Source organism: Pseudomonas sp. B10, assembly GCF_900156235.1.
In the GTDB taxonomy this organism is placed as follows: Bacteria; Pseudomonadota; Gammaproteobacteria; order Pseudomonadales; family Pseudomonadaceae; genus Aquipseudomonas; species Aquipseudomonas siliginis.
The window spans coordinates 1,262,904-1,284,411 of the sequence record NZ_LT707063.1 but is presented as its reverse complement, the minus strand read 5'-3'; the positions used below and the strand labels follow the sequence as shown (position 1 = coordinate 1,284,411).

Genomic DNA, 21,508 nt, shown 5'->3' with positions numbered 1-21,508 from the left:
CATTTATTTGAATCGACAGCGGTCTGGCTCCCTTGTGTTTCGTGGTGCGCGCATTTCGCACACCGCGAATTCCCATCGAAGAGTTGCGGGGGATCGCAATCAGCGTTTTACGTTGTTGGCAAATTGCTTGAGCAACGTAGTTTTCTTTCGGTCGTATACGTCTATCGAATACTGAGCAAGCTCAAAAGGGTGCGCCTCCATATCGACGGGGTAAACTTTCGTATCTTTCTCGGACCAGAGGAAATTATGGTCCTGTACATCCTGGTGATATAGGTCCTTTGCTTCCATTTCATTAAACATCTCCAAAAGTGCATTGGCGCCGCTTGCCGGAATGGAACCTTTCTTGATGTCGCCGAGGGGGATGCCATCGAGTTTTATCATCTTGAGGTAACTCTGATTGTCTTCAATAAGTGCCGTCGCCGAGCCTGCTCCATAGTAAGCATTGAAAACCTCGGCTTCGGTTTTTACATACCCCGGAATACTGTTTCGCTTGTCGGCTCCTCTGAACTTTTTATAGACATGTTTTCCGTCGGCGCTTTCGTATATTTCTCCTTCGCCCCCGCCGCCTATAGCAGGGCGACCACCAATATCATCTGCAATCGACGTTGGCTTGTTCTTCAGCGAAGAATCGGTCAATTGCACTTTCTCCATCAACACTTCGATGGAGTGGCTTGCGCTCGCTACTTCTGGAGACAATGGTGGTGTATCAGGAAATCCAAATCTCGTGCTTTCGTTAATTACAGAGTTTGCTGAAAATGGCGTTGATGATTGCGGCGAAGGCGAAGATCCGATGGTCGCTTGAGTCGGGTACTCCTCATTGACGCCTTCACGAATTCGCCCATCAGTATCGAAGTAGGCCAACGGATTGCCTTTCACCATGCTGAACAGATTCAGACCATCAATCGCCCCGGACGGATCCGGATTCAACCATCGCTGCCAACCCGCCACGTAATACCTGAACCCGTAATAATAAAGCCCGGTCGCATCCCGCTCTTTGCCCGAATAGCGCAGCGTTTTATAGCTTGTCTCGATTTCGCTACGCCCGGCAAACCACGCGGTGGTGCCGAAAGGGTGGTATCGCTCCTGACTGATGAGTTTGCCCGTGGCGTCGAGTTCCAGGGTGCAGGAACCCAAATGGTCGTTGAGGCTGTAACGCGCTTGATCGTTGTCGATGCCTTGGGGCGGTTCGGATTCCCAGTGCAACACCTGCACGCTGCTGCGCCCGGCCTGGACACTGATCACCTGCAGTATTTCTCCCGTACCGCTGTGGGTACGGATTTGCAGATTCGGCAGATAACGCACTTCGTTCATCAGCGTTTTAGCGTTGGTCTGCATCAGCCGCACTTTGCGCACGCGCATGCCGTCTGCGGCGTATCGGTATTGCTCGTTATCAGCCGAACGGTCTTCACGCAAAACCAGCCGGACTTCACGCAATCGGTTACGCAAGTCCCAGTTGAAAGTCTGTCCTGGTTGCAGGCCAAGCAGATTGCCATTGGCATCGAAGCCGTTGCGCAAATCTTCCTCGCCCGGGTCCAGGCCATCGCGCACCGGCAAGCAGCGGTTACTGTGCTTGGCGGCGACCAGGCGGTGACCGTGGCCTTGTGGGCCGTCGTGGATCAATTCGAGCAAATTGCCACCGCAGTCATAGTGATAGGTCTGGGTGTAATTGGCGATCGCTGCAGGATCTGCCAGTGAAAACTTCGATGTCTGACCGGCCTCCCAACCCGTGGCCTCGATCAACTGATCGAGACTGTCATAACGGTAGCGGTTGACCGGTTCGATGCGCTGGTTGGCAAAGTATCGAATCGGGAGGGCGGCGTCTTCAATACTCAACACGTTGCCTACCGGGTCGTAGACATAACGCAGGTCTTGCAGGATGTCATTGCCGCGCTGGCTTTGCAGACTGATCAGCCTGCCATCCTCGGCGGCGTAGTCCAATGTGGTGATCACTCCGTTGTCAGCGGTTTCCCGAAGGGTATGTCCTTGGGCATCGTACTGGATGGCGCCGACCAGGGTTTTCGGCGCGGAGCCCATCAATTGCAGTCGAACGTCTCGCAACTGGCCGTCCAGGGTCTGGCTGAAAAGCTGTCGGTGTCCTCTGGCGTCGATTTGTTCGATGGTTTCCGAGAGCGGGTTGAAACGCGAGTAGCTCGTGGCGGCAGGCGCGTCTTCGAGCAATTTGTCACGCTCGCTGAGCGATACCGGCCAGTCAGGAGGGTCGAGTGAGCGCAGAAAGCGTCGAGACTGCGCGATGATTCCACCGGTCAATCCGAACTGTTCGAACAACTGCGTGCCGGCCGGATCATCGAGGCGGATGATCTGCCCGCACTGATTCCGCGTGGCAAATGTCGGATTGCTGCCGGCATAACCATATCGCTCCGTGCACAAAGGTTCTCCGTCATCGGCGTGTTCGAACACAGCCAGTGGTCGCAGCTGTTCGTCATACTCGATGCAGCGCACGCTACCCCGGCCATCCCAACCGTGCAGCGGTTGACGCGCCTCGCCCCACAGACTGACGCGCCATCCGGCATCGACGCTGAGCGTGATCAGCACCTGACCGGTCAGTGAGTAAACCGTCCCGAGATTGGCGGGGGCTGATGCGTCGGCGAACAATCGTGGATCGCGCTGCGCCACCCGTCGCCCGGCAACGTCATGCTGAACCGCGGTGATGCGCGCTTCAGATTCGCTACCATCTTCGCGCCAGTAGGCAACCTGCCGCACCGGTAAGCCTCGGGCATCATTGACGCTAAGATGCGGTGTCTGCGCATGCTTGCTCACCTTCCTGTCCACCAGTTGCGTCGCCGTTGTTCCGGCGGCGGGTCGAACAGGTCGTTTTCGTCGAAGGCGACGTTACACCAGATCCAGTACCAGACTTCCCGGCGCAGGGGTTTGAGCGTCGGTGGATTGCCTTGCAGCATTTGCTTCGCCAGCACGGTTGCGGTCGGTCGGCCCACCGCGTCGTAGAACTGCTGGTCGTGAAAAGCATGCTTGCGCATCGAGCGATCATTGATGTAACGCGGTTGATCGGCGAAGTAGGGCCGGTAAATCCGCACCGTCTGGCCTTTGTTGTTGTATTCCACTGGCTCGCTGACACGCCAGCGTCGCTGCGCCTGGGCGTCTATTGGTTTCCCATTGTCGTCGAGGACCAACTCACCGTTGTCATCGACCTGCCAGGCCACGCCCGGGGGGACCTCATGTTTGGTTTGCAGAGTGCGGCCGAAACCGTCCAGGCAAGCAATGCTGACTCGCACTTGCAGATCGGGATCAAGCGGATAGCGGTCGGCCACCAGAGAGACGGCATACACGGGCTCACGCTGTGCATTATCGATTTGCTGCTGGAGTTCGGTTTCATTCAGATCGGGATTTTCCACAGCGGCAAGGTACTGTCGGGCGCGATCGCAAATGTGTCCTTCGGGCAGAATGTAGCCTTGGCTTTTCGCCCAGTCCCACCACTCTTGGGAGCGTGAGGACGTGCGGGAGATGCAACCCATCCAACTGAACGTGTCCCAGAAAGCGGCGCGGGCGAAGTTGCCGATGGCTTGTTTCGGATCGGCGATGGCAATGGCCGGGTCGCGGTCTGCCGGCGGGACGTAGGTTTGCAGCGGGTCAAAACCCACCGGTTCTCCAAGTTCGGTGCCGTGGAAACTGCTCACCAGCGGCTCGCCGAAAGCGTTGTAGCGCGCCTCCTGCAGGTTGCGGTTGGCATCTTCAATGGCCGCAGGGAGGAAAGTGCGGTAGTCCACGTCGAGGCTGCGGGTAGTGCAACCGTCCGGTAAGGTCACGGCGGTTGTCACACACCAATACGCGTCATAGGTAATCAGGGTTTCGCCGTGACTGCGGGTTTCACGGTATTTCTGCACGTTATGAAAGCCGTCTAGCGTGTGGTAGGTGGGAAAACCTCTGTGCACTGACCACAGATAGTTCTTCGCATCGTCAGGATCATCGATCGGAGCGTGGTCTTGCTCGGGCAGGAACAGCGGCATGATGTGGTAACCGACCTCCTGCGATTCGAGTTTTTCTTTCAGGTTGAAGGGTAATTGGCCATCCACCTCGAGTTTGTCATATGCGCTGAGGGCGACGGCGTCCAGTTCGGCCGTCTCCATGTAGGCGGGCAAACCCTCGAAAGTCGCGGCGCCCGGATCCAGCGTTGCACCGCTGCGAGGGTCGATGTAGCGCTGCAGCGTCAATGCAGACAACACTGCTTGCTGCGCCCATTCGCCATCCTCGCGGGCCATTAGCAAAATATGTTCATGGTGGATCGTTGCGGCACTCAGTGCCGCTTTTTCCAGCACCAGCGAATTGCTGCGCAAGCGGCAGGGCAATCCAAGGCGCCAGGCCTCGTCATTGGGCAAATGAATCGATTCTGACCGGAGCTGCGTCAGGTACCATTTTTGCTGCGCATCGTCATGAGCATCCTTCCACCAGTTCTGCTGATGCTCTTCAGTGAACGGCGGCGCATCGCTGCCGGTTTTGCGTCGCGCGTAGTTCACCGTGAATGCATGCACCACACGGCCGTAGGGGTCCCATTCCAGATTCAACTGGTGCTGGCACATCGGATCGTCGGCAATTGCCGGTTCGTACTGATAACTGATGGATTCCGCGTCCAGGGGCAAGATCACTGCATAAGGCTGGTACTTGCCTTTGGGGCGCAGCACCCGTGCGCCATAGCGATGTTCCTGGACCACATAGGGGACTGCGGTCGCCGCGTCGTCACCGGCGGCGAACACTTCCGAGCGCATCACTCGGCCGCTCAGGGTGCGGGCGATCTCTCGCGCAGTCTCCTCATCGGCTTCGGTGAAAGGTTGCGCGATGCGATCATTGAAGTGATAGAGCTGCAGCAGTGTGGGTTTGAGATCGACCGCATCATCGTCACGGCTGTAATAACCGGTTCTTGACGGGTCGATGGTCTCGCCTGTGTGAAACCAGGTCTTGCTGAGAATCGGCGCGGTGAACTCGGTTGCTGACGCTTCGGAGTCGCTTTGCAGCAGCAGGCGAAAACCACGGAATTCGCGCTCGAAACGGTCGTAATAACCGCCGCGATAGCTCAAGAGCTGTGTCAGTGTGTTGCCGGTGATCTCATCATTTTGGATTTGCTCGTGTACCAGGTGCATGGCCATGGGTAGACCGGACACTGGATTTTCAACACCGGCTGCCTGTTGCTCACGTTTTTCATCCAGCCATTCCTGCGCCGAACTGCGGTAATTCACGCTGGCGCTGCAACCCATGTTGTTGCAGCTTCTGTTGAGCAGATAGGGTTTGGCGTCGACGAAATCGTAACGCCAGTGCCTGGGCGACATGTGCGGCAATGTCACCACCAGGCTCGAGCAGCCCAGGCCTTGCAGATCTGCGCTGGTGACCTGCCAGAGCGCGTCATGGGCGAGGCCCTCAGGCCAGGGAAGATCAATGGATGTCTGGGCGAAACCGCTGCCGGCATGGTTCATGAAAATACGCAGGCGCTCGGCTTCCATGTAGATCAGGTCAGCCGAACCCGAGCCGTCGAGATCCGCCAGCAAGACCCGTGAGGCGTTGAATTCATCGTAGGCGAAGGGCAGGGTGCACAGCACAAAGCCCTTGCCGAAACGACCATGTCCCAAATTCGGCCAGCACTTGACTTCGTTATGACGGATCCGCACCAGATGTTGCTGACCGCTGCCGATGAGATCGGCGAATGCAACGATTTCGCTCGGTGTATTGCTCAGCACAGGCAGCTCATCATCATCGCCTGCGGCGGTTTTTTCCGCATGCGGCACGTCGACGCTCTCGGCGAAGCCAGCCGCGCGACGATTGGCATACAAACGCACGCTGCGCGGGCCGACCAGCGTCAGGTCGCTCAGGCCGTCACCCAGCAAGTCGGCGATCTGCGCCATCGGGTGGGAAAATTCGCCGGGAAATGCATCGAAGGGCACGAACCCTGACCAGTTGCGGTCTGGGTCGAGGGTGAAAAATCCGCACATGCCCGGCGCGGCGAGCACCCAGTCGAGCTTGCCGTCGCCGGTCAGATCGGTAAGCGACTGATGCACGGGTTTGCCGGCGTCGGACATCGGCACGCCTTCGAGAAGTTTCCACTCGCTGTACTCGACCTGGTCGCTGCCGGTCTCTGCGCGCATCGGCTCGCGGTAATACCAGCCGTGGTCATAACGGCAGAGCACACCCGCCAGGCCCTCACCGTACAGGTCAACCAACTGATATTGATGACCATCGTCGAGGCCGGGCATGGCCGTGAATTCTTTCCAGCCCTGCGGCTGCGGGGCGAGGTCGAACGTGTTGTAGCTGAACTCCATTGGCGGTCGGCTTTCGATCTGGCCGAGGCCGTCATAGGCCTGCTGATGCGCCGCGCTCAGATGGCTGTAACCCAGTGGGCTGAGGCGATATTGCAGGAGCAGGCGTTGCACCAGAACCGGATGGTCACCCAACTCTTTGGGGAAGTGATGAAACATCAGCACTTGTCGACACAGGCGTCGGTTGCCCAGCTCGAAACCGTAGGCGTAGATCCAGTAAGGGTCGCTGCGCTCGGCCCATGGCTGTTGCTCTTCAAACGTTGGCACTTGTTCCAGATCGTTGCTGCGTTCGCCATAGTCGAACACCAGTTGAAAGTGCCACAACTGTTTTTCCCGGCTACCGCTGTCCCAGGCATACAGGTGCGCTGAGGCTTTTTCGTTGCCATAACACACGCGTTTGAGATAGCGCTGAGCGCGATAGTCGCGATACTGCGGAGCGACTGGCAGCTCGGTTTCCGCCTTGTATTCGTAGATGATGTGTTCGCCGCGGGTATTGAGGCTTTCGTCGATCATCCAGACGCCGACGCGCTGCGGGTCGGCAGGGTCGGCCCGGCGTGAATTGGCGGTGGTGCCATAGATATGCAGGCTGCCGTCGGCACCGTGAATCAGCCAGAAACCGGCTTTGTCGGTCTCGTTCGACCAATGTTCGATCAAGGCGAATGCACCCTCGACCCGTGGCCAGTGGCGAACGACGTCATACGCGGCCGTCAGGGGCAAGCCGTTGTATTGCTCAGTGGTGCGGAAGATCAATTCGCCGGTGCTTTCATTGCGCTCGGGTAGCCATACATCACCGTCAGGCCCCACGACCTGGTCAGTGCCGTCATAAGTCGGCACGCCATTGACCGTGCGCAGGGTCACCGCGTCAACCGTCAACTGCCAGCCAATCCCGCAGGAACTGTTGCCCGTGCTACTGCTATAGCCCAGACCCAATGGCGGGGCAAAACCGCGTCCGGTGGAAATCGGCAACGACAGTTCCAGCGACGCAGTGCCTTTGGTACCCACGCCGGCCGATCCCTTGCCAATACTCTGGATGGCGCCGCCGCCCTTGGGCAGGCTCGGTGTGTTGATCTGCATTGTCGACTGTTGCGGCGGCGGCTGTTCGTTCATAGCGAACCGCCTTCGCATCTCGCGGTGTAGCACACATGCAGGATGATGTCGGGCAAGCGCTGGAGTATGTGCTCCTGACCCTTGGGAAACGTCAGGATCCAGCGTGAAATCGCGCCGGTGTATTCGAATGGCAGATAGCGTTCGTCCTGGAAGTTGAGCTGAAACATGCCGTTGTCTTCCAGCGAACTCGACAGGGCGATCTGTTGACTGGATCGCAGGTTTTCTTTGACGCTGCTGCCGACCGTGGGGGCCATTTCAACTTTGCTGTAGGTCTGTTTCAGCACCGCCCGAATATCTTGATAAGGCCCGAGCACGGCCGGTAGCGTCACGCTTATAGTCTTGATCCGGCGCAGGTAATGATTTTGCCCGGCGTAATCATCGTCGAACATTTGCTGAGTCAGTTCCAATTCACACGTGCCGTTGTCCACCAGCGATTGCTTGATCTGTGCCCACGGTTTATTGATGGTTGAACTCGGGTCCTTGCCGGTCAAATCCTTCAGTGACACGGTTTTCCTGATTTCCAGATCGCGACGATTGTGCTGCACGTACTGGCTGTACATCTGTTGCAGGCTCATCTTCAACTCTTCCCCTGCACCGAGGCCGCGGTACGTGGCATTCCACGCGCCGGGATGGACAAAGGTTCGGGTGAAATCGCCCATTTCGTATTGCCAGCAGGCCTCAGCGGCCTGGCATAGCGATTGTGCGTTGGTGAAGGCGGTATGGTAGAAACCGGCGAATTTGCTGTTGAGCCAGTCGTAGGTCTGCGATCGGCTGAACCGATTGCTGCTCAGCAGGAAATCGTGGGTGGCCTTGGCCTGGTTGAGTGCTGCTCGCGCCTGGCGCAATTGCAGTTGCGTGGCTTTGTGTTGTTCGTCGTAGACGGCAAGCTGGGCCTTGATTTGCTCGGCTTCGAGTTTTGCCTGGTCGCGGGCCTGGGTCCATTCCTGGGCGCGGCGCCGGTATTGTTCGATGCGATCCATGGTTTGGCTTGCGCCATACGCAACTTGTGAAAACGCTTGCATATGGGCCGCGAAGCCGTTGGCAGCACCTTCCAGGCGTGCGCCACCGGCCGCCATGCCAAATATGTTCGGTGCTACAGTCATTGCCTGGCCGATTCCGTGGGCTATCGTCGCTCCGGTCTGGCCGAGACTTCCCAGCAGGTAAGAAGCTCCCGCGCCGATTTCCAAGGTGCTGACACCGTCTTTCAGCAATTTTTCGTAATAACTCACTCGGTCCAGAATGGTGTCCTGACTCGCCAGCAACGCCTCCTTGTTTTTTTCATCAATCTTCTCGGCCTGAACCTGTATTTGCACCGCCATCTCCGCGAGGTTCCACGCCTGCTGCTGTTGCAGTTCCAGGTACTGCGCCTGCTCCTTGCGTTCGATCAGCGACAGTACCGTGGCGCCGAACGCGATCACGCTGTCCACCGCGTTCTGCGCGAGTGCGAACATGAAACTGAAGCGACAATGGGGAATCTGCGGGTTCAACAAGCGGCTGAGTGCTGCCCCGGACAAGCCTTGGCCCCACGCGGCGAGCAGTGCGCGCGGATCCAGCGGCGTGGCGAATAACGGCAGGTTCAGCGGAGCGCCGGCCATATCGAGGTTATGTCGCAGGTTAAACAAGCGGCTTTCGGCTCGATCCCAGTGCATGATCAGTTCGGGGTTGAAGGGCCGACGGAAATACTCAGTGTCCGCGCTCGCCAGTAGCGGGTCATGGCCGTCAGGCCGCAGACACAATAGTGGTGCGGGCTGCGAAGCCGGGGCCCTGCCGATACGCAAAGGTGGCTGTTGTTGCAACTGCTGGTGGGCGCTGATCAGGCGCTGTTCGAATTGACGCAGTTGCACATTCTTCGACGAACTCAATTCGTCGAGCGTGAGCGGCAACCATTCGTCGATCTGGCGTACATCCGGGCGCGGTCCCAGCAGATCCATGATGTGGACGTAGCGCATCTTGGCTTCAGCCAGGCCGTCCGGCGTCAACTCTGCATACGCCAGATCAGCCTGGCGGCTTTCGATCTCGATAAACAGTTTCCACAGCGCCTTGCGAAAGTGCACCGGAAAACTCAAGGCAATCTGATGCGGGTCGTCCGGATACAGAATGGCCAGGCTGGGGTCGACCGTGCCGGGCCATACCGGCTCTTCCAACGGCACGGCCTGCCAGTAACCGGGGTGTCCCGGGTCCGCGCTTTGTCGTGTCGGGTCAAACAGATACGCAAGCCACTGTTTCGCTTCGTCGTACTGCTGCTCTTCGTTCAAGCGGTAGGCCACCAGCCAGGGCAGGTACAGGAACAGTTCCAGGAAATACAGGTAGTAAGCGCCCGAGAAATCCATGGCTTGCGATCCCTGACCGTCCGGGATAGGTGGTTCAGTGTGCTGGGTTTGGGTTTCCCAGCTCAGCAGAGGTTCCATGCCGCTTTCGGCAAGGTTGATCAGTTGTCGGGCGAAGGTGGTGTTCATGCGCACAGCGGCCCGACGTGATCCTTCGGGTTCCTGCCCGTCGCTGAACTCGATGCCGGAGCCGCTGAAGTCAATGAATTGCGCCTTGCCCAAAGAAGGGCTGTCCCCCAGAGACGGGTCGATCATGCTGTTGATGCTGGGCGCTATTTGCAAGTTTGAGGGAGGCACTTCTGCCCATTCAACGGTCAGCGCCTTGAGTGCTCCGCCAATCAGCGTGGTTGCCAAGGAGCCTGCGTGATAAACCAGAACACCATAGATCAGCGGGATTTTCAGTTCCTTTGGATCCTCAGGCCACTCCACTGGCCAGCCGTCGGGCTGGAGGGTGGATTGATCGACCGAAAACGAATAAGTCAGCGAGGAGTCCTTCGACAGGCTATTGACGATGGCTGTAGACGCCAGCTTGCGCATTGCGCTGAATGTTTCAGGCGGCTTTGTTGACAGAACATTCAGCGGGTGTGCGATGAAAAACTGGTAGCCCACGCTGCTGTTATAGCGCCCTGCTGAAGGATGAAGATCGATTTCATTGTGATCGGTGGTAGAACGCCAAAAGGACGTAAACAAAACCATGCTGGAGCCGATCAGTTCATAGAGCACCCTTCGATTTGCATGTTTACCTGCAAGGCACGCCGTTTCTCCTTGCTTGGTGGCGGGTACCGTAAATTCAGTCGGATTCCCGACAGGGTCGGCGATCAAGCTACGCAGCCGATCAGGGTAGCCCTTGAAACAGAATGCCGTATCTGCGACATCCATGAAGTCGGTACCAACAGGTTCAATGATGGAGCCTGGAAGTAGCGGAACTTCAAGATGATTTTCCGAAGGATCGAACACCAGCGTAACTTTGATGAGCTCCTTGTTTTCGTCGTGTTTGTCGAAGACGGAAAGTTTGAAAATCAGGAGGTTGTTGAATCCTGCCGCCAGCCTTGCGGTCAACTCGATATTGGACGCCGCCCGGTTATAGACAAAGTCGACGTCTTTCACGCTGGTCTCGATTCGCGACTGCCACCCCTGATAATCCCAGGTGGTCTTTTCGCTATCCGGTGTCTGGTGCTCCACTGCACCAAACATTGGCGTGCCGGAGGGAAGCCAGTATTGGAAACGACCAGCGTTGCCATTGGCGAAAATATTGCCGATCAGCCTCACGTGGGCTTCGCCGTTCTTGAGGACCTCGACGGAGGGAGGTGAGGCCGGTCTGACCTCCGGCGCCATGCCGAATGACGGTGGCAGCGGTGTCACATTGAAGTTCTTGTCTATCTGTACCGTTCGCAGAAAATCATAGGTATCTGCATCGCCCGGAATCTCGGAAGGGACGCCCTGATAGTTCGAATACAGCATGAGCACCATCGACTCTGGTGACGTCGAGTGGTCATACACCGCAATGGTCTGGGTTTGCTCTGCAATTTCTTCCAGCGGTTTTTCGATCAGCGCTTTGGTCTGGCAGTAACTCTCGATGTAAACCCGCGGCGTACTCCAGGTCTCGTCATATTTCTTGTAGCTGGCATATAGGCGGAACCTGGGATTGACCTTGACGCTCTGGTCGGCCTTGCCGTCAACGGGGGCCTGCATGGCGTCCGCATCCTGAAGCTCCAGCTCGGCCCAGATCACGAACAGACGATTGTTGAACCAGCACGGGCGAATGGTGTGTTCCAGCGCCTTTTCCGAAATGGGCACGTTGGCTTTTTGCCAATCCGACCAGGCATTGGGCAGCGGCTTGTCATATTTGACCGGGGTTTCGCCTGCTGCACTCGCGGGCGCTTTGACCGCGCGCTGCGACATGTCCAGTGAGCGCCAGTAATAAGCATTTTCGGCAGGGGATTTGCCGATGAAATAATAAGTACTGTTGGCAAAATCTTCTCCGTCAATGTAGCCATTGCAGATTTTCAGGTTGGCAATTTCTTCGAACCTGGCAAGGTAAGCCAGGACTGCGGTTTGTACTGTTTCGGGCTGAATCTGCGCCTGGTTGAGGTCATTCTCCAGTTGCTCGAAACTGGCGCTCTTGGTCAGGCGCAGGGTCGGGTCCAGATAGATGTCCGGGAAAGTGCGCAACTGCTGGAGGGCGGGCCAGATCGAGTAGCGATTGAGGCCGTCGCGCCAGGTGCTGGTTTGCAAAGGCGTAAAGCTGTCATCGCTATAACCGGGCTCCAGGTTCAGCATCATGCTGTTGATTTGCTGTTGGTAGCTGGCAATGGCGCAGGCCACCGGACTGGTCGGGACATCCTGGCTGACCAGTACATCCAGCAACCAGAATTCATAAAGGTCGTTGGCGGTCTTGATCGTTTGAGCCAGCCCTTGCTCGATCAGGTAGGGATCGCTGGGTATTGCTTCGTGCAGATACAGGGCGAGCATCGCGTCACGCAGTGCTTCGTTAAGCGGCGCATCGAAGGCAGTCGTCATGATCGTTCCTCAACCATTGTCACGTGATGGGGCGGCGTTGGAGTGGGCGGCCATGACTCCCTCACCGACGGCTTTCCAGGCCAGCAGATCGCTTTGTTCGCCCAGCGCGGTGGCTTGCAATAGGGTTCTGGCGGCCAAGCCGCTGGCCTGACAAGCGGCCTGGCAACGACGGACCCAGTCGACTTGAGTCATCGAGGTGGCGCGTTTATCGGGGAGCGAGCTGGTCAGCTCGGCAACTTGCGCCTGCGGCCAGTTCAGTAAACGAGCAAGGGCAGCATCGGCCGTTTCGCTGGCGAGCTGGCGCAGGGCCTTGTTTTTCAATTGGGCCTTGGCTGGATTGGCGCAGCTGAAATAACTCAGGACATGGTCTTCGGACTGGCTCTGGCTGTGGAACCAATGACTGAAGCGTTCAAGCAGATAGAGATCGGCAAGCGAAGGCATGCTGTTACTGCCTTCCTCGTATGCCGCGCCACCCAGCCACGTCGGATTGATTGCAAACAGGCGCAGAGCGCTATTGCTCAAACGCAGCTCTCTGACGATCTCGGCGTGGCGAGCCACCCGTTGATAATCCTCGATCAACGCTTGGGGCAGCGGGGTCTTGAGTGCTTGCTGCAAAATGCTATAGGGCGTGGCCCACGCCCAGTGAATGACCGCCCGGCAGCAATCCGGCGCGAGTTTCGCGGTTTCCTGGAAAAGCCCTTCGAGCAACTGGGCCTGGCGGTCATGCACATCGAGCAGGAACTTGACGAGTCTGTCTGCGCAAGCATCTTTGACAGGTTGGGCCAGCCCTAGACCTTTGAGCGCTTGCGCGACATCGGCCTGTAACCAGGCAACGGGTTCATCTATCAGGGTCAGTGTGCGATCAAGGCCAGACAGCAGGCCGTCAGCAGTGATCAGCTTGTGTTCGATCAGCAATTGAAACCAGTTGATTTCTCCTCGCTTGCGTTTGCCATCCTCTTGCAGTGGCAGACCCAGCGCATTGACTTGCGCCTCGGTCGCCAGGCTGCGGCGCGTATCGCTCTGCAGCGTGGTCAGACGCGCCCGCAACTCATCGGGCAGGGGAGCTTGCTCAGCCAATCTGATCTGCTGGTCATTTTCCTGCTCTTCGGGATTTGGCGGGGCATCGATGCCCAGGCGTTGCAATACCTGCGTCACGGTCTGCTGACTGTCTTTGAGCCAGTCGAAGGCCCAATCCAGTTGCATCAGCACATCGAGGATGTCCGGATTTGCATCCGCAGTCGTTGCACTCAAGCGGCCACTGGCCAGTGCGGTTGTGTAAGACGAGCCTCCGAGAAGTCCCGCCAACGCCAGCAGTTCTTCGACCGAGTGCCCGAACAACCGGGCTATCCGCGCCTGGCGGTACAACGAGGAAACGGTAGGCAAGTCACGCTTGAGCGCGCCCACGTGCTTTTCGGTCTGACGGGCAATCAACAGCAGAGAGTCTTCGGTGGGTTGCACACCGAGCCCGGCACAGAGTTGCAGCAGGGTTTTCTGCGTCGCGGCATCGAGGGTGGTCAAATCGATGGGTGTTTGATCAAGAATCAGCGGTGTGTCGAACAGTTGCACATGGTTGAACACTTGATCGAACAACGGCACCGCGTCCTTGCCGCTGGCATAGGGGCTGAGGTCGTGCAGCAGCGCCGCGAACTCTTCAGGTTCGATGCTGTAGCGCTGGTTCAGGTAGCGATAGACGCCCAGCGCACGCAGGGTGTTTTCGTTGAGTTCCATGCCCAGGTTTGATTCGCCCTCGGCGCGGATGGCACTGCAGATCAACGTGTCGAGCCTGGCGCAAGGAATGCCGCTCCAGCGTTGCAGGCGGATCATCCGCTGAAGACGATCGAGACGATCAAGTGAGGTTTTGGTCAGACGCCATTGTGTGTTGTCACCCGACGCTACCCGCTCCAGTCCTATGGCGTGGTCTGACTCATCGCTCAGGTCTGTTTCCGCGCCCGGTTCCGGCGCGTTGTCGGACAGTTCAGCACCGGGACCGATGCCATTGACGTAGCAGGCACCGTAGTGATTTGGAAAAGGCCCGGTCAGCAGGTCAATCCTTTTCGGGGTCGGCTGCAGGTATGGACAATTGGGCGACAATCGCACTGCAAAGCTGCGGCGGGCCACAAGTTGCTCGACCTGTTCAGCGGTGAGGCCAGTGTGCTGCATGAAGTCGGTCAACAGGGTCAATTGCTGCACAGGCGCATCGCTGGTGACTTCGACACCGTAGGCGCCTTTGAAAAAGCTCTTTTCTGTCGTCGTCAGGCGGTACTGGTCATCAAGCGTAAAGGCGAAGCGCTGTCTGGCCAGACGGACTGGTTGGTCCACGGTCCCGGTGGCGGTGATCAGATCGAATCTGGCTGTGTATTGCTGCTCGGTCGGCGTGGGAAGGGTGGCAGCCTGGAAATGCACAACGATGGGTTTATCTGTCGCAGCGTGCAGACGATTTACCAGCCAGCCAGTCCCTGTGAGGTCCGGGACGTTAGAGCTCAGATCGATACTGGCAGGCACGGTCTTGTCGTCTTTACGAAAGGTCAGTGAGACAGCGGTTTTGGAGCCGCCTTGATTGGTTGGTGCGTCCGCCAACGGAGTCGCGACCACGTCGTCGGGCTGCCCGGACAGGAGCAAGTAACATCTGCTTGGTGTGGTATGTGGCCGCAGGTAGGCAGTGAGAGGGTTTTGCCAGCCTTTGATGAGATTGCTGCGGGTCAGATAAAAATGGCTGAACACCGGGGGGGCGAGCAGCAATTGCTGTTGTTGTGGGCTCAACCCGCACAGCAACCGTTGTGCCTGTAGCGCCGGTTGCTGCAATTGCCCATAGTCATTGATTGCCACCTGTTTGATCGGTAGCAACAGACTGGCCCGGTAATTCAACTCGCCCAGACGCGGCTTATTATCAGCGAGCCCAAGTTGGCATTGGTGATGATAGAAGTTGTAGGGCAGTTCGAAGGGGTAGCTCCGTTCGGCCAGTACCTGATAGGTGGATTTGCTTTTGTCGGGAAGATTGCCATCCAGATAGGTGCGCAGATGACTTTCCAATACCTGCGTGACAATTTCCAGCATTGGCCTCGGTGTGAAGGTGCTCTCCTGGCTGATCAACAGGTCCTTGAGGTCAGGACGGCGTTGATCCATCAACAGTCGCTTGGGATCCTCACTGGTGGCTTCCAGTTGCAGGGAAAATCTCCGCAGTTCAGTCAGGTAGGCCACCGGACTATCGTTGGCGGCAATGGCTCCGACCTTGGTGAACTCGTCCCAGTTTTCATTGAACATGCGTTGATAGGTAGCGCCCAGCGAAACCAGCGAGCTCACACCACTGCGTTGAGCCAGTTGCTGCAACGTGCCGGAAGAGGTCTGGTATTCCCGATACAGGCGCGAAATGAGCGCCGCATATTTCATCGCATTGTCGTAGGCCACATCGGCGTTCGCGTCGCTGTATAGGGCGAGCTGGCGAGCGAACGCTGCTTTGGATAGATGGACGATGTCGAAAACTGAGGTGAAGCCCATTTGCTGCATGGCGGTGGGGAAGTCGTTGCGGTCTTTCTGTACCGAAACGTGTGGCTTTACCAGTCTCTGCAGCAACGAGTTGTTGTCAGCCATGACTGTGATTCTCCTACTTTCAAGAGTGGCATTGAGGCAATGCGCGGTTAGAGCAAACTAACGGTAAACAACAGGGACGTAACCTGTCAGACCTGACAGGTATTGCCGCATTGATTAGAACTAATTCGAATAAGACGGAATAATCTAAGGGCTTTATGTGTTGGCGGCTTCGGTTGTCTTGGTTTTCGGTTTCGTCCGTTTTGTCTTTGATATTTCTGTTTTATAATGAACAGTCATTTTGTTTTGTTCTGGTAATCGCGATTTATTATAAAAGCCTGTCAGGAATGACAGTGTGAATGAGCTCTGTAGTGAATTACTGTGAACTGAAGTTTCCTATCCATATAAAGGCACGCTTCGCTCTGTTTTGGTTGTTGTCTGGCGTTGTGCGTTTGTCTGATATGAACCTATTCATCCGAGAAGCCATAATGGAAAATGACGTCACTAAGAAAGAAGACAGTTCAATTATTCAGAGAGAGGCTGCCGAAGGAAAATATGTCAGGCATATTTCAACAATTACAATGCATGTGAAATATCCGGATTTATTCCTTCCGTGGGAGGCATTTCTTACAGTTGAATGTTTTTGGAATCCTTCAGGTACTTTGTTTACTTGTCACGCGAAGCAGTACGCGGCCACCAATAATGGCAGGCGAAAGGGCAATGTCTACTTGAGTTTCAGCTCGTCAGGGAGGTGGCCTGAGACGGAACTAACGAACGATGATGCGATTCAGGATGGTCGATGGCATGCTATCAGTGGTGGAGGCTCCGTAACAGGTAACAAACATTCGGCGGAGATCAATTTCAAGTTTGTGTTTGATCATGAGCTTAGTGCTGACAAGTCGAAAGATACCTCGGTAACCATGAGTTTTGAAGTTGACTTTCGTCCTCCCATTATCGTGCATCCTCATGTTGTACATTCGCCGCTGCCGCAAATAAGTGGAACAGGCTATCCAGGCGCCTTGGTTAAATTGTATGAGGTTGATCAACTTGAGTTGATGATCGGAGCTGCAATGGTAGACAGCCATGGCGGATGGACGACTCCCCTGACAAAACCTTTGTCCATGACCGAGAGCTTTTCGATAACAGCCTTGCAGCTCTATGAGGATGTACCCTCTCGCTGGGCAGTCCATTCCTCTTTTGCGGTTCTTTTTGCGCCCCGCATTCTTGGCACAACTGTTTATACGGAACGTAAACTCAGCGTCCACGGCGGCGGTGGCTTGGCGGGCGCGAAACTTGAGCTCTGGCTTGAAGACAAGAGCAAGGGAATTCAGTTAGCCACGACTGTCTGGCAGGACGGCACCTGGTTGGCGCTCAGTGTTGAAGCGTGGCTTCCTGGCAAGCATCTGCTCACTGCAAAACAGGTGGCATCGGTCAGCGGACAGAGCTCTGACTGGTCAGATACCTACGTCGTCAACGTAAAACCGCCAACTCCACGGATTGAAGTTCCACCCGCATACAGCTCGGTAAAACAGGCGCTGAAGATTATGAATGTCTGGCCCGAAAGGGCATCCGTGCAAATATTCACTGACAAAGACGAAATAGTCGTTGGCACTTTCGATCGCTTCACATGCACTTTTACACCGTCGGGACAGTGGGCGGTAGGCACCACACGCCTCAGGGCCGTGCAGACAGTGGACGGAGCGACATCCGACCCGAGCAGTGCGGTATCCGTCAAGATTCGACCCTCCAGTCCGGTCATCGAGCGTCCCACCGTCCCGATCGCAGCCTGGCAGACGCTGAGTATCAAATTCGTTTCACTCGATGCTACCTTGCTGGAAATATTCAACGAAGTTGGCGAAAGAGTGGCGGGTGAATTTACGGGTAGTGGTACGTCCCGTACCTTTACCCCGGCGCAGGACTGGTCTGTATCCAGCCAGGTCAAAATCGTACAGACCGTAGGCGGTGTCCGCTCCAATCCAAGCGCGCTGGTGCCTATAGTGGTAAAACTCTTCATTGCTCCGCCATCTGATCCGGCAGCCGCGAAAGAACAGCTGGCCATCAGTTTTTTCCTATCCAGCGATAACGACTTGCGAATGTACACGCAGGCCGGCGGATTGGTTGAAGGCTCCTTCCTGGAAAGCGGCTCCGTCCGGTACTTCACCCCGAAGGAGGAGTGGAAGCAGGGAAAAACCACGGTCTACGTCCAGCAGGTCGTGGGTGACGTCGTCAATACGAGCAATCTGGTTACCCTCGCGGTACAACCCTCTGAACTGTCGCTTGCTTATCCGCCAAGCTTTGTGAGCTCGGAACACCAACTGACGCTTGTGTCGGCCCCTCCATCTTCGTCGGGCAGTGTATTGCAGATGCTTACCGAAGCAGGCGCACCGGTGACGGGCGAATTCACCACTGGAACCCCCCGCAAGTTCAAACCGTCGCCACCGTGGCCAGCGGGCAACAATGCGGTCATGGCCGTGCAGTTCGTCGACGGAGTGCCATCCGCACCAAGCAACGTTGTCAGGTTTTTGGTCATACCCGCCAAGCCGGAAATCGAGCCGCCACCAAAGCCTGCCTTGCCGAGACAGCGACTGAACATTACCCGTGTCGACCCCGGCGCCGTTACCTTGCAGATGTTTACCGAGGACGGCGCGGCGATTGAAGGTGATTTCACGGGAGTCGACACGTCTCGTATCTTCACACCCGCTGAGGACTGGGCAGGCACGCGCAAAATCGTGGTCGTGCAGACTGTCGACGGTGGCGCGTCGCAGCCAAGTATTGTTGTCACTGTTTACGCGCCTCCCCCGAAGCCCGAAATAGAACAACCACCCATCCCGGCAACATTGGGTCAAGTGCTGAACATCAACAGGGGACGTTCATACGGTCCCGTCATCTTGCGAATGTACACGGCAGCGGGCATCAGGCTGGATGGCGAATTCAGCGCGTACAGTACTCCCGCCACCTTCACGCCAAGATACGGGTGGACACCGGGGAGGACCGAGGTCATGACAAAACAGGACATAAACGGCGTGGGTTCCGAGTTTAGCGATCCTGTTTTATTAGAGATCCTTCCCCGAAAGCCCTTCATCCAACCACCATACAACCCTGTCACTTCGAAGCACCAACTGAGCATTTCCAGCGTGTATGCCGGTGACGTTACCCTGCACATGTTCTACGAGGACGGCGAAACGGTGCCGGGTTATTTCAACGGCGATGGCGAATTCCGCACCTTCACGCCGGCCATTGACTGGACAGGAACCACCAAAGTCAATGTGGTACAGATCGTAGATGATGTACTTTCCCATCCAAGCGATCCGGTCACTGTTTCGGTAATAGAGAAGCCTCCCACACCCGTAATCACTCAGCCTTTACCCCACACCAGTCATCATGCCGATGTGAGGGTGCAAGGAACCTGCGTGGCTGGAGCGACGATCGTCGTGCGAAATGCCGCTGGCAACTCTCTGCAAGGCAACCTGACCTACAGTGGAACCACATGGTTTTTCGAGTACCTTTGGCGGCCCGGTTTCAACGATATCAAGGTGCGGCAGAGCGTAAATGGAGCAACGTCTGAGGCAACCGATGTCCTTGAGTTTTACATCAAGCCCGCGACGCCTGCTATCGAGCCGCCAAGCCACCCGGTCGCGTCGAAACAACCTCTGAAAATCACCGGTGTAGCGTCAGGCGCTGTCAGCTTGCAAATGCTCACTAAGGCCAACAGACCGGTGGCTGGCAAATTCACCGGCAGTGGGGCCAACCGCCTCTTCACACCTGCGGCGGATTGGTCGTCGGGCGAAAACACCGTCTACGTCATGCAAACAGTAAACGGCGTGGACTCTGACCCCAGTGACTTCTGCACTTTCACCGTGGAGGTGGAGGACCGGCCCGACGCCCCTCAATTCCAGCAACCGCAGGCGGGGGGCATAACTTCAATATATCCCACCCTCAAGATCGCCGGCCTGCCAGGCGCGCTGCAAACCGTTCGCTTTGAGAACGGCGCTACGTTGCACGAAGACACCGCGGGCGCAGACGGGATCCTGACATTCACAGTGGTGGATCCGTTGAAGCCAGGCACCATTGTCCTTGAGGCTAAACAGGCCAGCGGGGGGACTGATTCGGATTGGAGCGCGCCGCATCGGTTTACGGTCAAGGCTGCGCCGTCAACTCCGTCGATCGAAGCGCCACGAGCGGACTCCGAGACATCACGCTATCCGAGGATTCGCGGCACAGGAGCAACGGGAGGTGAGATTGTCCTGCGTCATGCGCTTGATCCCAAGGAAGAGTTTGCCATCGTCGACGGTTCAACCCGGTGGAATTGGACCGCAGAAAAAGCGTGGCCCCTCGGAAACTATGCCGTGCAGGCCCGGCAGACATTCGACGGGGACTGGTCCGACTGGACTGAGGCTCGCTCCTTCAAGGTGAGCGAATCGCGGTATGCCATTGGTGACGCCACCCCGGCCGTGGGTACGCCGGTGGTGGGCACGGAGCAGAGCGTGCTGTTGCGGGTTCAGGTCATCTCCGGTGTCTCTGGGGAGGTAGCCGCTGGCGTGGAGGTGAAGTGGCGCGTGAATGGCGAGGAGGAGCTGCTGACGACAACACAGACGGACGTCAATGGCTGGACCTCTTATCGCTATAGACCTGAGACCAGCGGCAAGCATGAAATTCTGGCGGACGTCACTCAGGACAACGCCGGTGTGATTTTGACCGAACTCTATGAAGTGAATGCCGTACTGGACGATGTCTGGGCGCAGGCTGCAGAGCTTTATCTGGACGGTGAGCGTGTCGACCCTGCAAGCGAGTTCGTGCTGTTGAGAAAGAACCAGTCCTATAAGCTGGAGCTGAAGTTTGCCGACGACAGCGTTTTGATTGGCTCTACCGTCACTTTGCAGAACTTCTGGGGCGCGAAGGAGCGAGGCCTGACTTTTAATCCTGATCTGGGTACGCGGCTGACTATAAACAAAGGATCGTCAATCCATTGGTATATCTCTGCCGAAGAGGCGAACAGTGGTTTTTACGGTTTGAGTCTGGCCAGTTCGATACTGCCCGACTGGGAGCTGCCCGGGCGAGTGGAGGCGGGGGATTTGGCTGACGCCGTGAGGTTTGATCTTGATGGGTTCCCACAGGTGTTCGGTGGCGCCCCGGCGTTCCCCTGCCTGGGGGCCACGCATACATTGACTTTGCGACCCCAGGACAGCAGTTTTCTGCTCGGCCAGGACGTGGTTCTGGAGTTGAGTGCGCACGCGGCCGATCTAGGCGTGACCTTGAGTCCGAGCATCCCGCAAACGCTCGGTGAGGATGGGGTGAGCTGGTTGCTGAACTGCGTCGACAGCACCAGTGCCGGCGATTTCGCAGTCTGGTTGAAGGTGCCGCCGCTGGAATTCAGTTCGCTGGAGTTGCCCATGGCGCTGGCGCATAACAGTGCTGAAGTATGTGAAAAATTCGGCCCTCAGCAAATGGGAGGTTCGGCCGCGTACTGGAGGTATGGCATTCGCGCGGTTTCCACTTTCACGGGACTGCCGGCGGGGGGAGTGCCGGTGACTGTCGCGGTGACTGGCAAGCCAACCCTGGAGAATTTTACTGCTCGCGATGGCTGGATATTTATCAGCTACTACGACGGAGAGTCTGCAAGCCTGACCATTCGTAACCGCTATGGAAAGTAGTGGCTAAGCAAGCGTCGGCAAGGGGAGTGAGGCGCGGTACTCGTCAAGGGAAGTTTGCTGTGCAACAAATCCCGGACAAAAAAAACGGCACCTGCGAAGG

The 21,508-nt window shown here is 56.9% G+C and carries 5 protein-coding genes; 1 reads left to right on the top strand and 4 read right to left on the bottom strand.

Features of this window, described 5'->3' with window-relative positions; genetic code table 11:
- Nucleotides 1-99 precede the first annotated feature (99 nt).
- Genes BXA01_RS05685 through BXA01_RS05670 form a run of 4 tightly spaced genes read right to left on the bottom strand, consistent with a single transcriptional unit; the run spans nt 100 to nt 15,820 of the window.
- Nucleotides 100-2,778, bottom strand: coding sequence for an RHS repeat-associated core domain-containing protein (locus BXA01_RS05685; RefSeq protein ID WP_083957540.1), 2,679 nt, complete (start codon nt 2,776-2,778; stop codon nt 100-102).
- A complete protein-coding gene (locus tag BXA01_RS05680; protein ID WP_076563530.1) occupies nt 2,775-7,385 on the bottom strand; it encodes a SpvB/TcaC N-terminal domain-containing protein in 4,611 nt (1,536 codons plus the stop codon). The genes BXA01_RS05685 and BXA01_RS05680 overlap by 4 nt, the downstream gene beginning before the upstream one ends.
- Nucleotides 7,382-12,232: a neuraminidase-like domain-containing protein gene (locus tag BXA01_RS05675; protein WP_076563529.1), complete on the bottom strand. Its 4,851-nt coding sequence runs from the start codon at nt 12,230-12,232 to the stop codon at nt 7,382-7,384. The genes BXA01_RS05680 and BXA01_RS05675 overlap by 4 nt, the downstream gene beginning before the upstream one ends.
- Before the next feature lie 9 nt (nt 12,233-12,241).
- Complete coding sequence (locus tag BXA01_RS05670; protein WP_076563528.1) at nt 12,242-15,820, bottom strand: Tc toxin subunit A; 3,579 nt, start codon at nt 15,818-15,820, stop codon at nt 12,242-12,244.
- A 296-nt stretch (nt 15,821-16,116) separates the two neighbouring features.
- On the opposite strand from BXA01_RS05670, the gene BXA01_RS05665 reads away from it, so the two are divergent.
- On the top strand, nt 16,117-21,408 hold the full coding sequence (locus BXA01_RS05665; protein ID WP_076563527.1) for a hypothetical protein: 5,292 nt from the start codon (nt 16,117-16,119) through the stop codon (nt 21,406-21,408).
- Nucleotides 21,409-21,508 lie beyond the last annotated feature (100 nt).

Coding starts and splice junctions, on each gene's coding strand:
- BXA01_RS05680 (WP_076563530.1), bottom strand. CDS start 7,385: ATGAACGAACAGCCGCCGCCGCAACAGTCGACAATGCAGATCAACACA.
- BXA01_RS05665 (WP_076563527.1), top strand. CDS start 16,117: ATGAGCTCTGTAGTGAATTACTGTGAACTGAAGTTTCCTATCCATATA.
- BXA01_RS05670 (WP_076563528.1), bottom strand. CDS start 15,820: ATGGCTGACAACAACTCGTTGCTGCAGAGACTGGTAAAGCCACACGTT.
- BXA01_RS05675 (WP_076563529.1), bottom strand. CDS start 12,232: ATGACGACTGCCTTCGATGCGCCGCTTAACGAAGCACTGCGTGACGCG.